Source organism: Fundidesulfovibrio agrisoli, assembly GCF_022808715.1.
In the GTDB taxonomy this organism is placed as follows: Bacteria; Desulfobacterota; Desulfovibrionia; order Desulfovibrionales; family Desulfovibrionaceae; genus Fundidesulfovibrio; species Fundidesulfovibrio agrisoli.
In genome coordinates this window covers 14,835-36,490 of sequence record NZ_JAKZKX010000023.1, presented here as the reverse complement: position 1 = coordinate 36,490, position 21,656 = coordinate 14,835, and the positions used below count along the sequence as shown (strand labels likewise).

Sequence of the window (21,656 nt, the reverse complement as noted above, 5' to 3'; positions counted from 1 at the left end):
AGCATTCCCCGGCCGCGCGCGGCTAGAACGGCCAGATGTTGTCCAGAATCCTCGAGAGCCAGCCGGGCTTCTGACGGTCCGCCAGCACGCCGGTGCCGAACATGTCGATCTGCGCCTCGGCCAGGGCCGTGGAGGGCACGGCGTTGTCCGGGCCCACGTCCATGGGCCGCAGGAGCCCGCGCACCACCATGATCTGGGTGTCGTCGTTGACGCGCACCTGGCGCGCGCCCTCCACCTGCATCACGCCGCCGGGCAGTATGTTCACGATGCGGCAGCCGATGGTGTAGGTCACGGTGGATTCGCGGCTTGTCTCGCCGTCGGAGTCGAACTGGTCGTTGCGGCTGGTGTTGACCATGGGGGTCGAACCGTTGACGCCCTTCATGCCTGCCAACGCGCCCAGGTCCACCCCGGTGGCGGAGCGCAGGGCCTTGGACCCGGGGAAGGGGTCCATGGTGGCGCTCTGGAAATAGTTGTTCACGCCGATGTCCATGGTGTTCTTGCCGTTGGACTTCGTCTTGGACTTGTTCTTGGCGTTGGACTTCTCCGTGACGTTGACCATCACCACGTCGCCGATGCGCCTGGCCCGGTTGTCCTCGTAGAGGTAGCTGGGCTGGGCGGCCTGCGAGTAGAGCGAGCCGGGGTTGTTCGCCGGGGAAGGCGCCTGCATAACCGGCGGGGTCAGCGAGCTCATGGGGCTCGGCTGCTTTTGCGCCGGAGGGGCGCAGGCCGCGCTCAGGGCCGCAAGGGCGCACACCGCCGCGCTCATGAATTTGTTGTTGGTCCGCATTGCCTTCTCCTCCCTGCTTGGCCTGTCAGGCCTATCTGGCCACCACGGTCTTGGAGTCCTGGACCCAGGCCGCCAGCTCCCTTCCGCTTTGCACGTTCCGTACCGTTATCTGGCAGCCCTTGGCCCCCTCGGTGACGGCGGTCACGGGCATGGCCAGGTGGATGCTCCTGCCGTTCCAGAGGCAGGTCACCTGCTCGCCCTTGAGGATGGCGGGCATGGGCTCGAGGTTGTCCATGGTCAGGGGAACGCCCTGGTTGAGCGAGGTCTTGGCGCGCATGGGCGTGGGGTTCTTGGCGTCCCAGGGCAGGCCCTTGATGTAGGCCAGGTTGCGCCGCTCGTAGGTAACCATTTCCCCGGCCACCACGCCGTCGCGCATGTTGAGCGGCCTGGCCGCCACCGGAATCACCTTCCAGAGGTTCACGAAGGCGCTGGCCGCGATCTGCCGGATGGGCTTGCCCTGCATGTCGGAGACGGTGAGCCGCAGGTTGACCCGTCCGGGCGTCATCTGGCCCACGGACTCCACGGAGAGCTTCTCGGTGTCGGGGTCGATGAAGAGCTGGCCGGGCAGGGAGATCTCCTTGACTTCCAGCTCGCCTTCCACGCCGGTCATGTTCTCCGTCAAATAGTCGACGATCATCTTGGTGACGTCGTTTCCGGCCACCGGCACTCCGCCGCCCTTCTTCAGCACCACCTGCTCGGGCACGATGAAGTTGCCCGCGGAGCGCGGGAAGAGCACGTCCAGGTCCTCCAGGATGCGTTTGCGAGTGAGCGTCAACTGGCCCTCGCGGCCCGGGAATGGCCACAGGGGCGTGGAGGACAGGATGCGCCAGGTGTCGGGGTCGATCTGGCCCACGGGCTCGGCGATGTCGCCCAGCATCACCCGCTCCCCGCCGATGGCGGCGGCCGGGGCGATGCGCACCTTCCAGGCCATGGGGTCCGCCCCGAAGACGGTGGCGGCGGCCAGCAGCGCCAGGACGGCGGCCATCACGGCCAGCGCGCGGGCGCGGTGCCTTTGCCGATCGGTGCGAGTGGTGTTCATGGCCTATCCCCCGGGCTAGCGTTTGATGTTCACGGCGGTCTGGAGCATGGAGTCCGCCGTGGTGATGGTCTTGGAGTTGGCCTCGTAGGCCCTCTGGCCCACGATGAGCCCCACCATTTCGTCCACCATCTGCACGTTGGAGCCTTCGATGAAGCCCTGCACCAGGGTGCCGGCGTTCTGGTCGCCGGGGGTGAGCTCCTGGGCGGCGCCCGAGGCCTCGGAGGTCTTGTAGACGTTGGAGCCCTGGGCCGTGAGGCCCGCCGGGTTGATGAACGTGTAGAGGGGGATGGTGCTCGACGTCAGCACGTTGCCCGCGGAGTCCGTGGCGCTCAGCACGCCGCGCTCGGTGATGACGATGTTCGTCGTCTGCTGCGGGATGGTGATGGTGGGCTGCAGGGTGTAGCCGTTGGCGTTGACGATGGTGCCGTCCTGGTTGAGCTTGAAGGAGCCCGAGCGGGTGTACACGTCGTTGCCAGCGGGGTCCTGCAGGCGGAAGAAGCCCTGGCCCGAGATGGCGATGTCCAGCGAGTTCCCGGTGTTCTGGAAGTCGCCCTGCTGGAAGAACTTGTGCACCGTGGTGGGGCGCACGCCCATGCCCACCTGCATGCCCGTGGGGATGCGGGAGCCGCCCTCGTTCTGGGTGCCCGCCACGTTGAGGGTCTGGTACATCAGATCCTCGAATTCGGCGCGGCTCTTCTTGAAGCCGATGGTGTTCACGTTGGCCAGGTTGTTGGCCATGGTGTCTATCTGGGTCTGCATGGCCACCATGCCGGTGGTGGCCGTATAGAGAGAGCGCATCATACGCCTGATCCCCCTTACCTGGTTTCGCCGACCTTGTTGGTGGCGTTCTGGTCCATGTCCTGCGTGCTGCTGATGATCTTGGCGTAGGCCTCGAAGGAGCGCTGGGCCTCGATCATGGCCACCATTTCGCCGACCACGTTGACGTTGGGCTTCTCGATGTAGCCCTGGTTGATGCCGGTCTTGCCCGTATCGATGGCCTGGGTGACGGGCTGGGAGTTGTTGGGGCCCGCGAACATGCTCTGGCCGTACTTCTTGAGCTGCTTGGGGTCGGCCACGTCCACGACGTCGATGGCCCCCACGATGTCGCCGTCCACCGAGACCTGGCCGTCGCGGGTGATGGTCACGGTCTTGCCTTCGCCCAGGGTCACCGGGCCGGACTGGCCCAGCACCGGGTAGCCCTGGTTGGTCACCAGCATGCCCTGGTTGTTGCGGTAGAACTGGCCGTTGCGGGTGAGGAACTGGCCTTCGGGGGTCTGCACCCGGAAGAAGCCCGGGCCGGTGATGGCCAGGTCGAGGGGGTTGCCGGTGGCCTCCAGCCCGCCCTGGGTCATGTCCAGGGTCTGCTCGGCCAGCCTGGGCTTGGCCACCAGGATGGGCCTGGGCAGGAGGTTCTTCTCCTGCAGGTCGTTGCGGGCGTCCGGGCTGAAGTCGGAGGCCATGCGCTGGAACACGTCCTGGAACGAGACCTTGTCGGCCTTGTACCCGGCTGTGTTCGCGTTCGCCAAATTGTTGGCGATCAGGTTGAGGCGCGTTTCGTTGCTCAAGGCCCCGAACAGCGCGCTGATTGTGCTTTGTTGCATGGCGGCGGTCCTCCTCGGGCGATTGGACAGCATGAAGCGTGCCATTCGCTCAGGGCGAAGCCCGCCACCGGGCATGAAAGGCCCGATTGTGCGTTGCTGGCGGGGAGCTAACCGGCTATTCTCCGGCCCAGGCATCCCTCCGGCGCATCCTCAACCTTCAGGCGGTCCCCCACGTGATCCAATCGTTTCTCGCCAAGAACAGGCAGTTCATCGTCACCTGCATGCTCCTGGGCGTGCTCGTGGGCGGGGGCCACCTCCCCCCCAGGTGGGACAGCCTCCTCTTCTACTGCATCGTCTTCTCGGTGGCGCTCATCGGCTTCGCCCGCAACGTCTTCCTCAACGGGCTGCTGGCGGTGAGCTCCTGCTTCTTCCTGCTGGCCTGGTTCAGGGCCTTCCACGACGTGCAGTACGACATCCTGTTCTGCGCCTCGGGCCTGATGTGCCTGCTCTACGGCATCTCCACCACGGTGCGCTTCGTGCTGACCTCCAAGGAGGTGGCCCGGCCCGAGATATTCGCCCTGGTGAACTGCTACCTGGCACTGGGCTATTTCTGGGCCCTGCTCTACACGCTGGTGGAGGGCATCACCCCCGGCTCCTACAACATCCCGCTCCAGTACGAGCGGCTCATGGACGCCATGATCTATTTCAGCTTCGCCACCATGACCACCGTGGGCTACGGCGACATGTCGCCCCACACCATGCTGGCCCAGCGCCTGGCTGTGACCCAGGCCATCATGGGGCAGTTCTACTTCGCCCTGGTGGTGGCCTACCTGCTCAACCGCCTGTTCCAGGAAAAGCGGGACGTGACCGAGTGATTCCGCGCGCTATCCGCCTGAACCTGCCCGATTTTGCTTGACAGACCGCCCCTAACGCATAATATGTCGTCTTTGCGAGCGGGTGTAGCTCAGTTGGTAGAGTACAAGCTTCCCAAGCTTGGTGTCGCGAGTTCGAATCTCGTCGCCCGCTCCAAATAAATCCTCATGACGCTTGGGCCGGAAGGCCCCCGCGATTACAGGGGTGGGCCATTCGGTTCGGTCCACTTTTTTTTTGCTATGAACACAGACAACACCAAAGTGCTCTCCAGAATTAAGGAATTGGCCGATCCCTTCGTGGAAAGCCTGGGCCTTTCCCTCTGGGGCATGGAGTTCGCCGGGGGCGAAGGCCGCCCCACCCTGCGCCTGTTCATCGACGGGCCGGACGGCGTCGACGTGGAGCACTGCGCCTCCGTGAGCCGCCAGCTGGGCGCGGCCCTCGAAGTGGAAGACCTCATCCCCGGGGCCTACCACCTCGAGGTCTCGTCCCCGGGGCTCGGCAGGCGCTTTTTCGAACTTTCCCAGCTGCCGCCCTACATCGGGCAGGAGCTGGACATCACCCTGGCCGCCCCCCACGGGGGCCGCAAACGCTACAAGGGGACCTTCGACTCCCTTGACGGCGACGTCCTCCACATGACGTGCGAGGGCGCGCCCGTCTCCTTCCCCTGGAGCGCGGTCACCAAAGCCAAGCTGGTCTACACGTTCGAGACCCCCGAAGAAAGCAAGGCCAGGGCAAAAAAGACTTCCAAGGCAGACAAAGCCGCCGAGCGCCGCTAGGCGCCGGGGCACCGGAGGACCGTACATGGGCATGGAGCTTCGCAAGGCCATCGACCAGATCAGCAAGGACCGCGGCATCGACCGCGATCTGCTCATCGACACTCTCGAGGAAGCCGTACGTTCCTCGGTCGCCCGCAAGTTCGGCGACCACATGGATATCGAGGTCAGCTACAACGACGAGGCCGGCGAGATCGAGGTGTTCCAGTTCAAGATCGTCGTCGACGAGGTGGAAGACCCCCTCTCCGAGATCGACCTGGAGGCCGCGCGCGAGGTGGACCCCAACGTCCAGATGGACGACGAGCTGGGCTTCAAGCTCAAAGTGGAAGACCTGGGGCGCATCGCGGCCCAGTCCGCCAAGCAGGTCATCATCCAGCGCATGCGCGACGCCGAGCAGGAAATCATCTACGAGGAATACAAGGACCGCAAGGGCGAGATCGTCTCCGGCATCGTGCAGCGGCGCGACCGCGGCGGCTGGATCATCAACCTCGGCCGCACCGAGGCCATGCTCCCCAAGGAGGAGCAGATCCCGCGCGAGCGCTACAAGCGCGGCGACCGGGTCCAGGCCTTCATCATCGAAGTTCTGCCCAGCGGACGCGGACCCCAGATCATCATTTCCCGCACCCACCCGGACTACATGGCCGCGCTGTTCAAGCGCGAGGTGCCCGAAGTCTCCGACGGCACGGTGCGCATCCTGGGCGTGGCGCGCGACCCCGGCTCCCGGGCCAAGGTGGCCGTCTCCTCCAAGGACCGCGACGTGGATCCGGTGGGCGCTTGCGTCGGCGTGCGCGGCTCGCGCATCCAGAACATCGTGCAGGAGCTGCACGGCGAGCGTATCGACATCGTGGTCTGGCACCCCGAAATCGCCACCTACGCGGCCAACGCCCTCTCTCCGGCGCGCATCACCCGCATCATGGTGGACGAGGACGAGAAGACCCTCGAGGTGGTGGTGCCCGACGACCAGCTCACCCTGGCCATCGGCCGCAAGGGCCAGAACGTCAAGCTGGCCGCCAAGCTGCTGGGCTGGAAGATCGACATCTTCACCGACTCCCGCTACGCGGAGCTCAACGTGGCGCGCAAGGGCATGGAGCAGCTTGCCAGCGTGGCCGAGATGAGCATGGAGAATTTCCTCTCCGCGGGCTTCGACACCGTGGCCATGCTGGCCGAAGCCGCCGACGAGGAGCTGGATCGTATCGAGGGGATGACCCCCACCAAGCGCGACCACCTGCGCGCCGCCATCAGGCTCCTGCTGCCCGCGCAGCCCAAGCCTGAAGAGGCGGAGGACGGCGGCCCCGAGGGCGAAGAGATGCCCCGGGAAACGGCGGAATCTGCCGGGAATGACGAACAGAACGACTGATGCCATACGGGGGCCCGTGCGCACGTGCATCGTGTGCCGTGGGCGCTTCCCGAAGAAAGAGCTCACCCGCCACGTGTGGCGAGGTGATTGGACGCCCGACGAGGCGTATATCCAGCCCGGAAGGGGCTACTACTGTTGCGCCGGGGAAGCCTGCAAGGCGAAATTCCCCAAGCGCGCCGCCGCCGTGAGAAAAGGCAAGGGGGAAGGCAAACGTGACGAAGCTTAGGGTCCGCGACCTCGCCAAGGAGCTGAGGGTCAGCAACAAGGACATCTATCAAGCCCTGAGGGAGCTCGACATCCGGGCGGCCAGCGACATGGCCACCCTGGAGGACGACCAGGTCGCCCTTGTGCGCTCCAAGATCAAGCATGGCCTCGCCAAGTCGGAGGTGGTCCAGAGCCAGTCCCAGCCGGGAGTGGTCGTTCGCCGCCGCCGCGCCAGCGCGCACGGCAGCGAGGAAGCCCACGCCGAAGCCCCCGCCGCCAAGACCGCAGCCGCGCCCGAACCGCAAGCCGAAGCGCCCGCCCAGGCGGCTCCCGCCGCCGAGGCCCCGGCCGCCGAGACCGTGGAGGAAGCCGCCCCCAGGCAGCCCCGCGAGCCCCGGCCCCGCCGCCGCCTGAGCGAGACCCCCCCGGCCAGGATCATCTCCCAGCCCGAGGCCGAGCCCGAGCCGGAAGAAATGCCCGTGGTGCACGAGCACGAATTCGCCAAGCCCGAGGCGCCCGCAGCCCACGAGCCCGTGGCCCAGGCGCCTGCGGCTCCGGCCGAGCCCGAAGCCGCCCCTGTGGCCGCCGCTCCCGAAGCCGAGGCCCCCAAGGCCGAGGAGCCCGTGGCCCAGGAACCCTCCGGCGAGGAGCCTGTGGCTGCCGCGCCTGAAGCCGAGGCCCCCAAGGCCGAGGAGGGCCAGGCCCCCGATCAGGAAAAGAAGGTCAAGAAGCCCAAGCGCGAAGTGCCCATCGGCCCGCAGGTGCGCATCATTTCCATGCCCGAGCCCCGCGCTCCCGAACCGCAGCGGCCCTCTGGCCCCGGCGGCTACCAGCAGCAGCGCCCCGGCGGCCCCGGCGGCTATCAGCCCCGTCCCGGCGGTCCCGGCGGCCCTGGCGGCCCCGGCCGTCCTGCCGGTCCCGGCGGCCCTGGCCGTCCCGGTGGTCCCGGCGGCCCCGGCCGTCCCGGTGGCCCTGGCGGCCCCGGCGGTCCCCGCCCGCCCTTCGGCGCGCGCCCCGGCATGCCCGGCGCCGACGCCAAGCCCGCTCCCCCGACCGATGCCGAAGGTCGTGACTCCAAGCGCCGCAAGGACAAGCGCGTGGTCGAGTTCGGCACCGGCGGCGGTGAGGACGGACGCGGCGGACGCGGCGGCAAGAAGCGCATGGGCGACATTCAAGACCGCACCGGACGCGGCGGCAAGAATCCCAAGAAGAAGAAGGGCGTCGATCAGATCGCGCAGATCATGGCCGCCCAGGCCCAGGCCCAGCCGCAGAAGGCCGTCAAGCGCAAGATCCGCATGGAGGAGGCCATCCGCGTCTCCGAGATGGCGCGCCAGATGAACCTCAAGGCGCAGGACCTCATGAAGGTGCTGCTCTCCATGGGCATGATGGCCACCATCAACCAGTCGCTGGACTTCGAGACCGCCGTGCTGGTGGCCGCCGAGTTCGCCTACGAGGTGGAAAAGGTCGGCTTCGACGAGGAGCAGTTCCTGGTGACCGAGGGCGCCGACGCCCCCGAGACCCTCAAGGCCAGGCCCCCCGTCGTGACCATCATGGGCCACGTCGACCACGGCAAGACCTCGCTGCTGGACGCCATCCGCTCCACCAACGTGGTCATGGGCGAGGCCGGCGGCATCACGCAGCACATCGGCGCCTACCACGTGAGCACCCCCAAGGGCGACGTGGTCTTCCTGGACACCCCCGGCCACGAAGCCTTCACCGCCATGCGCGCCCGCGGCGCCAAGGTGACGGACATCGTTGTCCTGGTCGTGGCCGCGGACGACGGCGTCATGGACCAGACCCGCGAGGCCATTAACCACTCCAAGGCCGCAGGCGTGCCCATCGTGGTGGCCGTGAACAAGATCGACAAGCCCGGCGCCGAACCCGACCGCGTCAAGCGCGAGCTGGCCGAGTTCAACCTGGTTCCCGAGGAATGGGGCGGCGACACCATCTTCGCCTACGTCTCGGCCAAGCAGCGCACCGGCCTGGACGAACTGCTGGAGATGATCCTCTTGCAGGCCGAAGTGCTGGAGCTCAAGGCCAACCCGGACAAGCGCGCCAAGGGCCACATCATCGAGGCCAAGCTGGACAAGGGCCGCGGCCCCGTGGCCACCGTGCTCATCGAGGAAGGCACCCTGCACCAGGGCGACGCCTTCGTCTGCGGCCTCTTCTCCGGCCGCGTGCGCGCCATGTTCGACGACCAGGGCCGCAAGATCAAGGAAGCCGGACCGGCCATGCCGGTCGAGGTCCAGGGCTTCGAGGGCGTGCCCGAGGCCGGCGAGATGTTCACCTGCCTCGAGGACGAGAAGGTCGCCCGCCGCATCGCGGAGGACCGCCTGGCCAAGCAGCGCGAGCGCGAGCTGGGCAAGGCCACCAAGATCACCCTGGAGACCTTCCTGGCTTCCCGCAACGAAGCCGAGGCCCAGGAGCTCAAGCTGGTGCTCAAGGCCGACGTGCAGGGCTCCCAGGAGGCCATCTCCGAGGCGCTCACCAAGCTCTCGGGCGACAAGGTCAAGATCCGCATCATCCACGCGGGCACCGGCGCCATCACCGAGTCCGACGTGCTCCTGGCGGCGGCCTCCGAAGCCATCATCATCGGCTTCAACCTGCGCCCCTCGGTGAAGGTCAAGGAACTGGCCGAGCGCGAGAACGTGGATCTGCGCTTCTACGACATCATCTACAAGCTGGTGGACGAGATCAAGGCGGCCATGTCCGGCATGCTGGCCCCCGTGCTCAAGGAGCAGTACCTGGGCCAGGCCGAGGTCCGCGAGACCTTCAGCGTGCCCAAGGTGGGCATCGTCGCGGGCTGCGGCGTGCTGGACGGCAAGATCACCCGCAACGCCCAGATCCGCCTGCTGCGCGACAGCGTGGTGGTCTACACCGGCAAGCTCGCCAGCCTGAAGCGCTTCAAGGACGACGTGAAGGAAGTGACCAAGGGCTACGAGTGCGGCATGGGCCTCGAGAACTTCAACGACATCAAGGTCGGCGACGTGATCGAAGCCTTCGAGACCGTGGAAGAAGCCGACACCCTGGATTAAGACTCCGTACAGCCGCCCCGCCCGCGCCTGCGGACGGGGCGGCTTTTAGCGGGCCAAGCATGATTATCGGCGTCCTGAGCCTGGAGTTCCGCCTGCACGGCAACGACTCCCTGAAAGGCAAACGCTCCGTGGCCCAGAAGCTCAAGGCCAAGCTGCGCAACAAGTTCAACGTGGCCGTGAGTGAAGTGGCCCACCACGACAGCCACGAGTCCCTCGTGCTGGCGGCGGTGACCGTCAGTCCGGACGCCAAGCACGCCCAGGGCCTGTTGCAGAAAGCCCTGAACATGGTGGTTGCCGCCGACGAAGCGGAACTTATATACGACGACATCGAGCTGATCGGACAATAAGCCCCCCGACGATCGCTTCGCGACCGCCCGCCCGGCTTCAATCCACGGCGACACACGACTCGGGATTCCAAAGGGCGCAACAGGACTTCGTCCTTTGGCCGCCGGAGGCTCCCCCCGGCCAGATTTCGGTCCCCCCACGAGGCCGGACCAACTTTAGCGAGATTGACGGGCCATCAGGCCGGACGAAGTTTCAACCTGACGTCCCGCCCGCCCGCACAGGATATTTCATGACGACTAAAGAAGAAGGCCCTTCCCGGCGTTCCATCCGCATGGCCGACCAGATCATGCGCGAGATCGCCATCATGCTCACCGAGGAAATGCAGGACCCCCGCCTGGAGCTCGTGACCATCAGCGGCGTGCGCATGAACTCGGACATGAGCGTAGCCACCGTGCTCTTCACTATGCACGGCGACGCCGCCCGCATCAAAGCCGCCAAGGACGCCTTCTACCAGGCCAAGGGTTTCCTGCGCTCCAACATCGGCAGGCGCATCAAGAGCAAGTTCGTCCCGGACCTGCGCTTCGAGCTGGACCAGTTCCTGGAAACCATGGTCTACGGCCAGCCCCATGCATGACGTGCTGCGCGCCCTGCAGTCGGGCAATCGTTTCCTGGTCGCCTCCCACGCCGCCCCGGACGGGGACGCCATAGGCTCCATGGCCGCCATGGGGCATCTGCTCCTGGCCTTGGGCAAGCAGGTGGCCCTCTACGACATTTCGGGCCTGCCGCGCGGGCTCTCCTGGGTGAAGCTGCCGGGTGAGATCGCCACGGAGCTGCCGCCCCTGGACGATTTCGACTTCATCGTGGCCCTGGACTGCGGCGATTCGCGCCGCGGCGGCCCGGCCTTGCAGCAGGCCATGGCCCAGCACCCCACCATCGTCGTCGACCACCATGTGAACAACCCCCAATGGGGCGCGCACAACTGGGTGGAGGTCACCCGCTCCTCCACCTGCGAGATGGTGGCCGAGCTGGCGCTGACCCTGGGCGTGCCCCTCACCGGGGCGCTTGGCGAGGCGGTCTACCTGGGCATCGTCACTGACACCGGCCACTTCAGTTTCGACAACACCTCCCCCCACTGCATGGAGCTGGTGGCGCAGATCATGCGCCAGGGCCTCAAGCCCGCGCCCATCAACGAGCTGATCCAGAACCAGTGGTCCCTGCCCCGGTTCAGGCTCTGGGGCGAGGTGCTGGGCGCGGCCAATCTCTATTTCGGTGGACAGCTGGGCGTTATCCGCATAACGAGGGAGCAGCTGGAGAGGCTGGGAGCCGACGCGGAGGACTGCGACGGCCTGGCCAACTTCCTGCTGCGCGTGAAAGGCTGCCGCGTGGTGCAGTCCCTGCGCGAGGACGAGGCCGGCGGGCTCAAGCTCAGCCTGCGTTCCGTTTCCGAGCTGAACATCCAGCCCGTCGCGGCCGCTTTCGGCGGCGGCGGGCATCGCTGCGCCGCCGGGGCCAGCATCAAGGGCGCACTGGACGAAGTGGAGCCGCGCCTGATAGAGGCCCTTGGCCAGGTTCTGGGGGCCTAGTGGCGAAGCAGCCCCCCAGGTATCCGCAGCAGCACGGCGTGCTGGCGCTGAACAAGCCCGGCGGCCCCACTTCGGCCCGCTGCCTGGAGATCATCAAGCGCCAGCTGGACCAGCGCAAGATCGGCCACGCCGGCACGCTGGACCCCATGGCCACCGGCGTGCTCGTGGTGCTGCTGGGCGAGGGCACCAAGCTGGCGGGGTTTCTCACCGAGGGCGAGAAGGTCTATTCCGGGCGGCTGCGCCTGGGCCAGACCACCGACACCTTCGACGCCGAAGGCACGGTGACCGCCGAGGCCCCCTGGGAGCACATCACCCCGGAGCAGGCCCGCGAAGCCGTGGCCGCCTGGACCGAGATGGCCACGCAGGAGATACCGCCCTACTCCGCCGTTAAGGTGGGCGGGCAGCCTCTCTACAAGAAGGCCCGCCGCGGGGAGGAAGTCCCCGTGGTGGTGAAACCGATAAAAGTTTTCGATGCGGATGTGCTCGACATGGAGCTGCCGCAGATACATTTCCGGGTGAGAGTGAGTTCCGGCGCCTATGTACGCTCCCTGGTCCACAGCCTGGGGACGCGACTTGGGTGCGGAGCACACTTGACTGAACTCATCCGGGAGCGCAGCCATCCTTTCGGGTTGGAGCAGGCCGTCGACCTCGACGAGCTTGTGGACCACCCCGAGCGGTTGGCCGAACGGGTCGTCCCTCTGGAGCGCGCCCTGCCGCACTGGCCCGCCCTGGCCCTGACCCAGGACCAGGTGAAGAAGGTGCGGGACGGCAAATGGCTCACCCTGGAGGAACTCCCCGGACCGGACACGCGGGCCATGCTCGTGGAGCCGGACGGCCTGCCCGTGGCCCTGGCCGAACCCCAGGACAAGGACGGCGCCAGGCGATGGGCGATCCTGCGTGGGCTCAACCCCCGCCAGGACGCACCGGGCAATCCTGCCTGAACCCGATGAAACGGAGGATACCGCTGTGGTCATGACCCCTGAAAGCAAGCTCAAGGTAATCGAGGAGTACAAGACCAAGGAGGGAGACACCGGCTCCCCCGAGGTGCAAATCGCGCTGCTGACCAGCCGCATCGTCTACCTGACCGAACACTTCAAGACCCACGCCAAGGATTACCACTCCCGCACGGGCCTGCTGAAGCTGGTCGGCCAGCGCCGCAAGCTGCTCAACTACCTCAAGAGCAAGGACATCAACCGCTACCGCACCCTGATCGCGCGGCTCGGCATCCGCAAGTAACGAGTGCCCTCCGGCCGACCCGGCTTCCTCGCGGGGCCGGCCGGTTTCCATTTCCGGGGGCCCGCCTGTGGGCGGGCCTTCCGCTCACGCTTGGAGCGACGCGCTCCGGGCGGCATCGCGCGCCAGGCGCGCGACGGCTGATGCAAGCCGACCCCGAACGTTATCCGCGCCCGAGCCCGGGAACACAGGTTTCCCGGCCTCCGGCGCGAATAACACGTTCCGGGAAGGCTTTCACCCAACCCTCAACACGAGGTACACATTATGGGTCTTCTCGATAAGGCTGTACGCCTTGAACGCATGGTGGGCGACAACCCCATCATCATCGAAACCGGACGCCTGGCCAACCAGGCCGACGGCGCCATCTGGGTCCAGAGCGGCGGCACCGTGGTTCTGGTCACCGTCTGCTCCCAGGTTCTGGAATTCGACAAGGGCTTCTTCCCCCTCACCGTCGAATACCGCGAAATGTCCTACGCCGCGGGCCGCATCCCCGGCTCCTACTTCCGCCGCGAGATCGGCCGCCCCTCCGAGCGCGAGGTGCTCACCTGCCGCCTGATCGACCGCCCGCACCGCCCGCTGTTCCCCAAGGGCTACCGCGACGAGGTGCAGATCATCGCCACGGTGCTCTCCTTCGACGGCGTCAACGACGCGGACATCCTGGCCGTCACCGGCGCTTCCGCCGCCCTGCACATCTCCAGCATCCCCTTCCTGGGCCCCATCGCCGGCGGCCGTGTGGGCTACATCGACGGCAAGTTCGTGCTCAACCCGCCCCTGACCGCCCTCAAGGGCGAGTCCTCCCTGAACCTGGTGTTCGCGGCCACCCGCGACGCCGTGGTGATGGTCGAGGGCGGCGGCAACTTCATCTCTGAGGATCTGCTGGCCGACGCCCTGGATTGGGGCCACAAGCAGGTTCTGCCGCTCATCGACCTCCAGGAGGAGATGCGCAAAAAGGCTGGCAAGCCCAAGTCCGTGTTCACGCCCCCGGTGGAGAACGCCGAGCTCAAGGCCGTGGTGGAGAACGCCGTGGCCTCCGAGATCGTCGGCGCGCTGACCATCGTGGAAAAGATGCCCCGCCGCGACGCCCGCAAGGCCCTGAAGCTCAAGGCCGTGGAGGCCGCCAAGGCCGCCTTCCCCGAGGAGGACGGCATCGGCTCCAAGGCCGCCGAGATCTTCGAAGGCCTCGAGAAGAAGGCCATGCGCGCCTACATCAAGGAAACCGGCACCCGCATCGATACCCGCGACACCAAGACCGTGCGCCCCATCGAGATCGAGGTGGGCGTGCTGCCGCGCACCCACGGCTCCTGCCTGTTCGCCCGCGGCGAGACCAAGGCCCTCTGCGTGGCCACCCTGGGCTCCACCGGCGACGAGCAGCGCATCGAGACCCTGGCGGGCGAGAACTCCAAGCGCTTCATGCTGCACTACAACTTCCCCCCCTACTGCGTGGGCGAAGTCAAGCCCGTGCGCGGCCCCTCCCGCCGCGACATCGGCCACGGCGCGCTCGCCGAGCGCTCCATCCTGCCCGTTCTGCCCGAGCCGGGCGAGTTCCCCTTCACCCTGCGCGTGGTCTCCGAAGTGATGGAGTCCAACGGTTCCTCCTCCATGGCCTCGGTGTGCGGCGCGTCCCTCTCCCTGATGGACGCGGGCGCTCCCATCAAGGCCCCGGTGGCGGGCATCGCCATGGGCCTCATCAAGGAGAACGACGAGTACCTGGTGCTCACCGACATCCTGGGTGACGAGGACGCCATGGGCGACATGGACTTCAAGGTCGCCGGCACCGCCGAAGGCATCACCGGCATCCAGATGGACATCAAGATCACCGGCATCCCGCAGGAGGTCATGCGCCGCGCCCTGCACCAGGCGCGCGACGCCCGCCTGGGCATCCTGGCTAAGATGAACGCCGTGCTGGACGCCCCGCGCACCGAGCTCTCCCCCTACGCTCCCCAGCTGACCGTGGTGGAGATCAACCCGGAGAAGATCCGCGAGGTGATCGGACCCGGAGGCAAGGTCATCAAGGCCATCACCGCCGCCACCGGAGCCTCCATCGACATCGACGACTCCGGCAAGATCTCCATCTTCGCTCCCACCCAGGAGTCCATGGAGCGCGCCAAGGAGATGGTCCTCTTCTACGACCAGAAGGCCGACGTGGGCCGCAACTACCACGGCAAGGTCAAGAAGCTCATCGACTGCGGCGCTGTGGTCGAGATCCTGCCCGGGCTCGAAGGCCTGGTGCACGTCTCCCAGCTGGACATCGGCCGCGTGGAGAACGTCTCCGACGCCGTGGCCATGGGCCAGGACCTGGAAGTGAAGGTCATCGCGGTTGAGCCCAACGGCCGGGTGCGCCTCTCCCGCAAGGCCGTGCTGCTCGAGGAGCAGGGCGAGACCATCGACCTGGCCGACTTCGCGGCCCCCTCCCGCCCGCGCGGCGACCGCCCCGGCGGCGACCGCGACCGGCGCGGCGGCGGACGCGGCGGCGATCGCGGCGGACGCAGGTAGCCCGAGCGCAACCGAACAACAGAAGCCCCTTCCGGCCATGCCGGAAGGGGCTTCTTTTTTGTGCGGCCGCGCGCTGCCGGTTGTCGATATCCTATTCCAGAAGACTGGCCACACGGGCCTTGGCGGCCTCCAGCCAGCCCTGCTGAAGCTGCGCCCCCTTGACGGCCTCCACGCCCTGGACCAGCACGAACCGGGCCTCGGCCGCGTGGGACAGCACGACCAGGGCCAGGAAGGCGATCAGCCCTCTGAGGATCAAGCGCATGGAGACCTCCCGGGAACAGCTTGCCTGCTCCGTATCATACCGAGGAAGTTTTGGCTAGGTGCTGCGCTTTTTTCTATGGCGGTTGATGAGCGCGGGGATGATGACCAGGGCCCCCGCCCCGGCCAGCACCGCGATGAGGCGCGGGTCCACCACCTGTTCGGCGGAGGCCAGCTCGTGCAGCTTGCTGCCGGACACGGCGTAGATCATGGAGCTGGGCAGCACGCCCAGGAGGGTGCCCAGCACGAACTTGCGCTTGCGCAGGCAGGAGAGCCCGGCCAGCACGTTGACCACGAAGAACGGGGTGGCGATCACCAGGCGGGAGCAGAGCACGTACCAGAAGCCGTTGCGGGCCACTTCCAGGTCGATGCGCGCCAGTTGGTGGCCGTAGCGCTGGTGGAAGGCCCGGTGGAAGAAGTGGCGGGCCAGCACGAAGCCGAACAGCCCCCCGAACACGGAGGCCCCCACGTTGAGCACGAACCCGGCCTGAATCCCGAAGATGAAGCCGGACATGAGCTTGAGCAGCGCGGCCACCGGGATTGGCAGGTTGATGATGAGCACGCACAGCAGGAGCATAGCCAGCCAGCAGGCATGGAAATGCCCCTGCACGAAATCATGGGAGGCCAGGGCCCAATGCCGGGCCAGATCGAGGATCTCCGACGCGTGCGCGTACCAGAAGACGATCAGGGCCAGCAGCGCGGCGCCCGCCAGAATCAGGGCAGCTTTCTTCATGCTCCGTCGCTTCGCGGAAGAAGTCGGCGCGGCCTCGCCGGTCCGCAGCCCGTTGGCTAACCCGGCGGCGGTGACGGGGCCGTTACGATTTCCCTGCTCCACGCCCTATTCCACCAGCACGCCCGCATAACCAACCACGCTGGAGTCGTCCCCGGTGGCGTCGCCCGAGGTGGCGTAGGCCGCCAGGCGCGCGGTGGTGGCCCCCAGCTCCAGGGCGATCATCAGCCCCAGGGTCATGGGAAGCACGCCGCACATGCTGATGCCCGCCTCCCGCACAATGGAATAGAGGCCCACGGGGTCCAGCCGCAGGATCGCCTCGATGGCCATGTTGTCGCGCTCGCGGGCCTGCTCCGCCGTGACGTAGTGGCTCATGTCCGAGCTGACCACGATGGAGACCTTGCCCCCCTGCGCCTTGAACACCCCCGCCATGGAGGCCGCGACGCCGGAGAGGGCCGCCAGCCCGTGTTCGGCCACGGCTATGGGCACGCCGGAGAAGTCGCCCTTGAGCACGTTCAGGAAAGGGATGACCACCTCCAGGGAGTGTTCCCTGACGTGGCCCAGGTGGTCGGCCAGCAGGCGGTTGTCGCTGCGCAGCAGGGCCAGGGCCAGGACGGAGTCGATGCGCATGGTGCCGATGGGGGTCTGCCAGGCCCCCTCGTGCCACACGGAGAAGGGCGTGCCCATGCCAGTGTGGTTGGGGCCGAGCAGCAGGATGGTGTCGGCCAGGTCGGCCTGGCCCAGGGTGATGCCCGCCACGCGGCCCGAATAGACGTACCCGGCGTGGGGCACCATGGCCAGCAGCGTGGAGCCGGCGGCGGGTTCCGTGCGCCTGGGGGCCTGGGCGAGATACGTGCGGACCTCGTGCTCCAGTTCGGACGGCGAGCCCGGATAGAACTGCCCTGCGACGATGGGGCGGCGGATCATGGCGGAACCTCCCGGAGGTTGAGCTGATGGCACACACATAGGCCCGGGAAGGCGCGGATGCAAGCGGGTGGGCCGGGAAACCGGGGCTCAGGGCATGCCTGTCAGCTTGCCCGCGCGCTCCTGCAGGCCGCGCCCGGCCAGCTCGGAGGCGGCCATCCGGCCCGCCAGGGAGTCGCGCTGGCCATCGCGCAGGGCTTCAAGAGTCTTGCGCCAGTTGTCCAGGTCTCCGGAGAGGCGGTACAACGTGGCGATGCGCAGCTGGTTGGTTCCCCACTCGGCCCCGCCCTCGGGGGCCTCCTTGGCGAACTCGGCGCACAGGTTCAGGGCTTCGGGGTAGCGCCCGGCCGCCTGGTTGGCCTCGATCATCAACCGCAGGGCGTCGCGGGCCTTGCCGTCGTCCTTGGCGGCCTCCTTGAAGAGCGTGCGCGAGTCCATGGCCCAGACCACGGCCCGGTCGTAGTCCTTGCGCTCATAGGCGGTGCGGGCCTGGTAGTACACGGCGTAGGCGCGCTTGGCCGGGTCCAGCTGGTCGTCCGCAGCCAGCCTGGCCCAGAGCAGGCGCGACTTGGCGAAATCCCCGGTGTGCTCCAGGGCCATGGCCTGGGCGAACTCCAGGGCGCGGCGGGGGTTGTCCGCCACCTTCCAGGAGGAGACCTTGCGCAGGGTGTCCAGCACGGACTGCCAGTCCTGGTTTTCGCGGTAGATGGTCAGCGTCAGGGAGAGGGCCTTCTGGCCCTCGGGGCTGGGGCCCTTGTCCAGGTAGGGCGCCACCAGGGCCAGGGCTTCCTTGGGCATTCCCTGGTAGTACATGGCAAGTGCGACGCCCAGGCGCTCGCGGTCGGGCATCTGCTCCGCCTGGCCCGACAGGAAGGGATAGCGGTTCCAAAGGTCGATGATGCTCTTGTAGTTCATGGCGTCCACGTGGCCCGCGAGCATCTTGATGAAGGCCTGGGTGCCCACGTCGAGCACCTGTTTTTCCAGGTCGTCGCCGGGGTAGGCCTTGCGGAACTTCTCCACCAGTTGGAGCGCTTCGGGGTTCTCGTTCTTGTAGAGCCGCCACATGGCCAGCTTGAGCAGGGCCAGGGGGGCAAGGGGGCTCTTGGGATACTGCTCGGTGATGATCTCGTAGATCTTGTCGGGCTTGATGTCGCTGGGGTCGGCGAAGGCCTTGAACATCTCCTGCATGGTGGGGGCGTCGTGCACGCCCTGCTCGGCCATGCGCATCATGGACATCAGCGCGCCGTAGCTGCCCGGGTAGGTGCGGATGGCCATGTCGTAGAATTCGCGGGCGGCCTCCCGCTTGCCCAGGCGCATGTTCACGTCGCCCAGGCGGGCCAGCACGAGGTCGTTGGCGGCGTCGCCGGGAACCAGGTTGTAGAACCAGAGGTAGTCGTCCTTGGCCTTCTCGAAGTCGCCGAGCTTGTAGGCGATATCCGCAGCCACGCGCCGCATGGAGGGGTTCTCCACGTAGTAGCGTGGCCAGCGCTTGTCGATGTAGTCCACCACCTTGCTGGCCTCGGTGTACTGCTGCAGCTCCAGCTGCGTCTTGGAGAGCCCCAGCGCGGCGTCGCGGGCGAAGCGGCTCTCCGGGTACTTCTGCAGCACCTCCCTGAAGGACTGCCCCGCCCGGGCGAAGTTGGCCCGGGTGTCGCCCTTCTTGGCCATCTCAAGATAATGTTCGCCCCAGTAGACGTCGATGAGGGGGACCTCCTCGTCCAGGGGGTACTTGGTGCGCAGCAGGTTGAAGTAGGCGCGGGCCTCGGGCAGGTTGCCCCGCTTGAGGTTGATGTAGCCCAGCTTGATGAGCGCGCGGGGCAGTCGCCAGGAGGTGGTGTTGTAGTTGAGGGCCTGCTGGATGGTGTCGTTGGTCTCCAGGTAGGTTTCGGCCAGCTTGTCCTTGTTCTTGGCGAAGACGGCTTCGGCTTGGAGGTACAGCGCATCCTCGCGCAGCTCCTTGGTGATGTCGGGCTTTTCCAGCAGCCCCCGGGCCAGCCCGAGGGCTTTCTCGTAATCACCGCGCACCAAGGCCTGTTCAGCGTTTATGCTTGTGGCCTTGTCCTCCATGCTGTCCTTGAGCTTGGGCTCGCCAGGTTTCGGAGCTTCGGTCTCCGCGCCCGCCGGAGGGGCGCCCTGGGCGACGGTGGCCCCCTGGATTGGAGACTGGGCCGGAGCCTGCCCCGGAGCCTGTGCCGGAGACTGGGCGGGCGCTTCCTGCTGCGAGGGCGGCGCGGGTTGGGTGGACGGCGCGGGGGTGTCCACGGGGACGGGCTTCTCCATGTTCAGGGAGACGCGGACTTCACCCGACGCCGGACTCGACGCGGGGCCAGGGACTGGGCCGGGAGCCGAAACGGCGGGCTTGCCCTCGGCCGGTGCGGGTTGTGTCGCTTCAGCCTCGGGGGGAGCCGGAGCCTGGATGAGGGCCTTGACCGCTGCCGGGGCCTGGGCCGGAGTCGGGGCCGGAGTCGGGGCCGGAGCCTGAATAGGAGCCTGGGCCTGCTGCTGCGCCGCAGAAGCATTGGGTTCGGCCGGTGCCTGACCCGGGGCCTGGATCGGGGCCTTGATCGAAGTTTGTGTCCGGGGCTGGGCCGCAGCAGTGGGAGCCGCCTCAGGCTGCGCCTGGACCGGAGCCGTGACCGCACTCCGGGGTGGAGCCGAAGCCTCGGGCTGGGCCTGGGCGGCGGGCTGCATCAGGCTCTGGCGCACCACCCCGCCTGAGTCCGGCTTGTTGGGCGCGCCCTGCTGCAACGGCTGGGGCTGCGCCGGCTGGCTCGGGACAGGCTGATTCTGGGCAGGCTGGCCCTGGACGGCCTGGGGCTTGGCCGCGTCCTGGGCCTGCTGTCCTCCCTGTCGGAGAGGTTCATTCTGGGAGGAGCCCCCCTCGGGCCTAATGACCGCCCGTACCTGGTTGGAAGGCTGTGCGGGCGTGGAAGGCTGTGCGGGCTCGGGGTTCTGCGCCTGAGGATTGGAGGTTTCCGCCGCCTGCTGGGGGGCGGGCTGGGGCTGGGCTGCCTGCTGGGAGCCCTCGGCGGGTTTCCAGCGCGCTCCGGCCGGGTCAGGGAAAACCTGCAGTTGGATCGCCTTGTCGCCCTTGGGCGAACTCACGAACCCGAAGGCCTCGGTGTTGGTGAGCACCACCAGCACGTTGTCCGCCGCCTCCACCGAGGCGACCTGCTTGCCCCCCACACCCCCCGCGCCAGCGCCCTTGAACGAGGTTCCCGCCGGGAAGAGCAACTCGATGCGCTTGCCGCCCGTGCGCAGCACCATGGGATGGGGGGCCTTCTTCGGAAAATTGACGGTGAGCACGTCCGCGGAGGGGCCCACGGCGAGCGAATAGCTTTGCCCCCAGGCCGAGGCCGGAAGCATGGCAAGGATGCACAGGCAGAGGAGCCAGGAAACCCTGGCAAGGGATCGCGCCGTCACGGCGCTCAACATAGCAAGAAGCGTGCTATGTTTCACAGTGCGGGCCTTGTCAGTTCAGCATGTTCTTTTTCTTGAGCTTTTCGATGAGCGTCGTGCGCTTGATGCCTAGTATCTCGGCGGCCTGGTTCTTCACGTTCCCGGCCTGGGCCAGGGCCTCGGCGAGCAGCCTGTCCTCGATCTCGTCCAGGAACTCCTTGAGCCCCAGGTTCTTGTCCGCCAGGTCCTTGAGCACCGGCCAGACGAAGCCCTTCGGGCTCGGGGCCGGGGCCGCCTCCTTGGGGGGGACGGCCTTGCCCACGGCGTCCCAGATCTTGCGGGGCAGGTCCTCCGGGAGGATTTGGTCGTGCTCGCAGAGGATGGAGAGGCGCTCCATGAAGTTCTCCAGCTCCCGCACGTTGCCGGGCCAGGGGTAGCGCAGGAACATGTCCCGCGTTTCTGGGGGGATGCCGAGCGTCTTGCGCTCCTTGTGTTCGCAGAAGCGCTTCAGGAAGGCGTCGGCCAGCAGCAGGATGTCGTCCCCGCGCTCGCGCAGGGGCGGCAGGTGCAGGGGGATGACGTTGAGGCGGTAGAACAGGTCCTCGCGGAAGCGGCCCGCAGCAACTTCGGCCTCCAGGTCGCGGTTGGTGGCGGCCACGATGCGCACGTCCACCTTCATGGTCTTGGTGGCGCCCACGCGCTCGAACTCCTTTTCCTGGAGCACGCGCAGGATCTTGACCTGCAGGGAGAGGTCCATCTCGCCGATCTCGTCGAGGAAGATGGTGCCCCCGTCGGCCAGCTCGAAGCGCCCGGCCCGGCTGCGGATGGCGTGGGTGAAGGCCCCCTTCTCATGCCCGAAGAGCTCCGATTCCAGCAGTTCCTTGGGGATGGCCCCGCAGTTGACGGGCACGAAGGGCTTGCCCGTGCGGCGGCTGTTGGCGTGCAGGGCGCGCACCAGCAGCTCCTTGCCGGTGCCGGACTCTCCGGTGACGAGCACGGTGGAGTCCGTGGGCGCGACCTTGGCGAGCATGGCGAACACGCCCGCCAGAACCTGGCTTTTGCCTATGATGCCGCAGGTATCCAAATCCATGACTCCCTCCGCGTCGAACCCGTAGTCACAGGGCGAAGCTGTCAATCAAATG

The 21,656-nt window shown here is 67.2% G+C and carries 20 protein-coding genes and 1 tRNA gene; 12 read left to right on the top strand and 9 right to left on the bottom strand.

Going from position 1 to position 21,656, the window contains the following annotated elements:
• Nucleotides 1–22: 22 nt before the first annotated feature.
• The 4 genes from MLE27_RS14660 to flgF are packed head-to-tail and all read right to left on the bottom strand — an operon-like array spanning nucleotide 23 to nucleotide 3,427.
• Nucleotides 23–787 (bottom strand): flagellar basal body L-ring protein FlgH, encoded by a 765-nt coding sequence (locus MLE27_RS14660; RefSeq protein WP_243312839.1) that lies wholly within the window; start codon nucleotides 785–787, stop codon nucleotides 23–25.
• A 31-nt stretch (nucleotides 788–818) separates the two neighbouring features.
• Nucleotides 819–1,826, bottom strand: a complete 1,008-nt coding sequence (gene flgA / locus MLE27_RS14655; RefSeq protein ID WP_243312838.1) for a flagellar basal body P-ring formation chaperone FlgA — start codon at nucleotides 1,824–1,826, stop codon at nucleotides 819–821.
• A gap of 15 nt (nucleotides 1,827–1,841) precedes the next feature.
• Complete coding sequence (gene flgG / locus MLE27_RS14650; protein ID WP_243312837.1) at nucleotides 1,842–2,627, bottom strand: flagellar basal-body rod protein FlgG; 786 nt, start codon at nucleotides 2,625–2,627, stop codon at nucleotides 1,842–1,844.
• A gap of 14 nt (nucleotides 2,628–2,641) precedes the next feature.
• Nucleotides 2,642–3,427, bottom strand: coding sequence for a flagellar basal-body rod protein FlgF (flgF, locus tag MLE27_RS14645; protein WP_243312836.1), 786 nt, complete (start codon nucleotides 3,425–3,427; stop codon nucleotides 2,642–2,644).
• Nucleotides 3,428–3,600: 173 nt separating this feature from the next.
• On the opposite strand from flgF, the gene MLE27_RS18210 reads away from it, so the two are divergent.
• The 12 genes from MLE27_RS18210 to pnp all read left to right on the top strand — a co-directional run bounded on the left by MLE27_RS18210 (nucleotide 3,601) and on the right by pnp (nucleotide 15,203).
• Nucleotides 3,601–4,242 carry an ion channel gene (locus MLE27_RS18210; protein WP_243312835.1) on the top strand — a complete coding sequence of 214 codons (642 nt, stop codon included), beginning with the start codon at nucleotides 3,601–3,603 and terminating at the stop codon, nucleotides 4,240–4,242.
• A gap of 78 nt (nucleotides 4,243–4,320) precedes the next feature.
• Nucleotides 4,321–4,396, top strand: a tRNA-Gly gene (locus tag MLE27_RS14635).
• Nucleotides 4,397–4,479: 83 nt separating this feature from the next.
• Nucleotides 4,480–5,016: a ribosome maturation factor RimP gene (locus tag MLE27_RS14630; RefSeq protein WP_243312834.1), complete on the top strand. Its 537-nt coding sequence runs from the start codon at nucleotides 4,480–4,482 to the stop codon at nucleotides 5,014–5,016.
• A gap of 25 nt (nucleotides 5,017–5,041) precedes the next feature.
• Entirely contained in the window at nucleotides 5,042–6,370 is a 1,329-nt protein-coding gene (nusA, locus tag MLE27_RS14625) for a transcription termination factor NusA (RefSeq protein WP_243312833.1), read from the top strand.
• The gene (locus MLE27_RS14620) at nucleotides 6,351–6,596 is read left to right on the top strand and encodes a YlxR family protein (RefSeq protein WP_243312832.1); all 246 of its coding nucleotides are present in this window, start codon (nucleotides 6,351–6,353) and stop codon (nucleotides 6,594–6,596) included. The genes nusA and MLE27_RS14620 overlap by 20 nt, the downstream gene beginning before the upstream one ends.
• Nucleotides 6,583–9,609 (top strand): translation initiation factor IF-2, encoded by a 3,027-nt coding sequence (gene infB / locus MLE27_RS14615; RefSeq protein WP_243312831.1) that lies wholly within the window; start codon nucleotides 6,583–6,585, stop codon nucleotides 9,607–9,609. The genes MLE27_RS14620 and infB overlap by 14 nt, the downstream gene beginning before the upstream one ends.
• A 59-nt stretch (nucleotides 9,610–9,668) precedes the next feature.
• Nucleotides 9,669–9,956, top strand: coding sequence for a DUF503 domain-containing protein (locus tag MLE27_RS14610; protein WP_243312830.1), 288 nt, complete (start codon nucleotides 9,669–9,671; stop codon nucleotides 9,954–9,956).
• Between the two features lie 227 nt (nucleotides 9,957–10,183).
• A complete protein-coding gene (rbfA, locus tag MLE27_RS14605; protein WP_243312829.1) occupies nucleotides 10,184–10,528 on the top strand; it encodes a 30S ribosome-binding factor RbfA in 345 nt (114 codons plus the stop codon).
• Nucleotides 10,521–11,477: a DHH family phosphoesterase gene (locus MLE27_RS14600; protein WP_243312828.1), complete on the top strand. Its 957-nt coding sequence runs from the start codon at nucleotides 10,521–10,523 to the stop codon at nucleotides 11,475–11,477. Before rbfA ends, MLE27_RS14600 begins: the two co-directional genes overlap by 8 nt.
• Complete coding sequence (gene truB / locus MLE27_RS14595; protein ID WP_243312827.1) at nucleotides 11,477–12,418, top strand: tRNA pseudouridine(55) synthase TruB; 942 nt, start codon at nucleotides 11,477–11,479, stop codon at nucleotides 12,416–12,418. Before MLE27_RS14600 ends, truB begins: the two co-directional genes overlap by 1 nt.
• 25 nt (nucleotides 12,419–12,443) lie before the next feature.
• Nucleotides 12,444–12,713 (top strand): 30S ribosomal protein S15, encoded by a 270-nt coding sequence (gene rpsO / locus MLE27_RS14590; RefSeq protein ID WP_243312826.1) that lies wholly within the window; start codon nucleotides 12,444–12,446, stop codon nucleotides 12,711–12,713.
• Between the two features lie 261 nt (nucleotides 12,714–12,974).
• Complete coding sequence (pnp, locus tag MLE27_RS14585) at nucleotides 12,975–15,203, top strand: polyribonucleotide nucleotidyltransferase (RefSeq protein ID WP_243312825.1); 2,229 nt, start codon at nucleotides 12,975–12,977, stop codon at nucleotides 15,201–15,203.
• A gap of 91 nt (nucleotides 15,204–15,294) precedes the next feature.
• Here pnp and MLE27_RS14580 read toward each other — a convergent pair whose 3' ends face one another.
• The 5 genes from MLE27_RS14580 to MLE27_RS14560 all read right to left on the bottom strand — a co-directional run bounded on the left by MLE27_RS14580 (nucleotide 15,295) and on the right by MLE27_RS14560 (nucleotide 21,604).
• Nucleotides 15,295–15,465, bottom strand: a complete 171-nt coding sequence (locus MLE27_RS14580) for a hypothetical protein (protein WP_243312824.1) — start codon at nucleotides 15,463–15,465, stop codon at nucleotides 15,295–15,297.
• Nucleotides 15,466–15,519: 54 nt separating this feature from the next.
• Entirely contained in the window at nucleotides 15,520–16,194 is a 675-nt protein-coding gene (locus MLE27_RS14575) for a TVP38/TMEM64 family protein (protein WP_243312823.1), read from the bottom strand.
• 105 nt (nucleotides 16,195–16,299) lie between these two features.
• The gene (gene amrB, locus MLE27_RS14570) at nucleotides 16,300–17,118 is read right to left on the bottom strand and encodes an AmmeMemoRadiSam system protein B (RefSeq protein ID WP_243312822.1); all 819 of its coding nucleotides are present in this window, start codon (nucleotides 17,116–17,118) and stop codon (nucleotides 16,300–16,302) included.
• An 87-nt stretch (nucleotides 17,119–17,205) separates the two neighbouring features.
• The gene (locus tag MLE27_RS14565) at nucleotides 17,206–20,481 is read right to left on the bottom strand and encodes a tetratricopeptide repeat protein (RefSeq protein WP_243312821.1); all 3,276 of its coding nucleotides are present in this window, start codon (nucleotides 20,479–20,481) and stop codon (nucleotides 17,206–17,208) included.
• 106 nt (nucleotides 20,482–20,587) lie between these two features.
• Nucleotides 20,588–21,604 carry a sigma-54 interaction domain-containing protein gene (locus tag MLE27_RS14560; RefSeq protein ID WP_243312820.1) on the bottom strand — a complete coding sequence of 339 codons (1,017 nt, stop codon included), beginning with the start codon at nucleotides 21,602–21,604 and terminating at the stop codon, nucleotides 20,588–20,590.
• Between the last annotated feature and the right edge of the window lie 52 nt (nucleotides 21,605–21,656).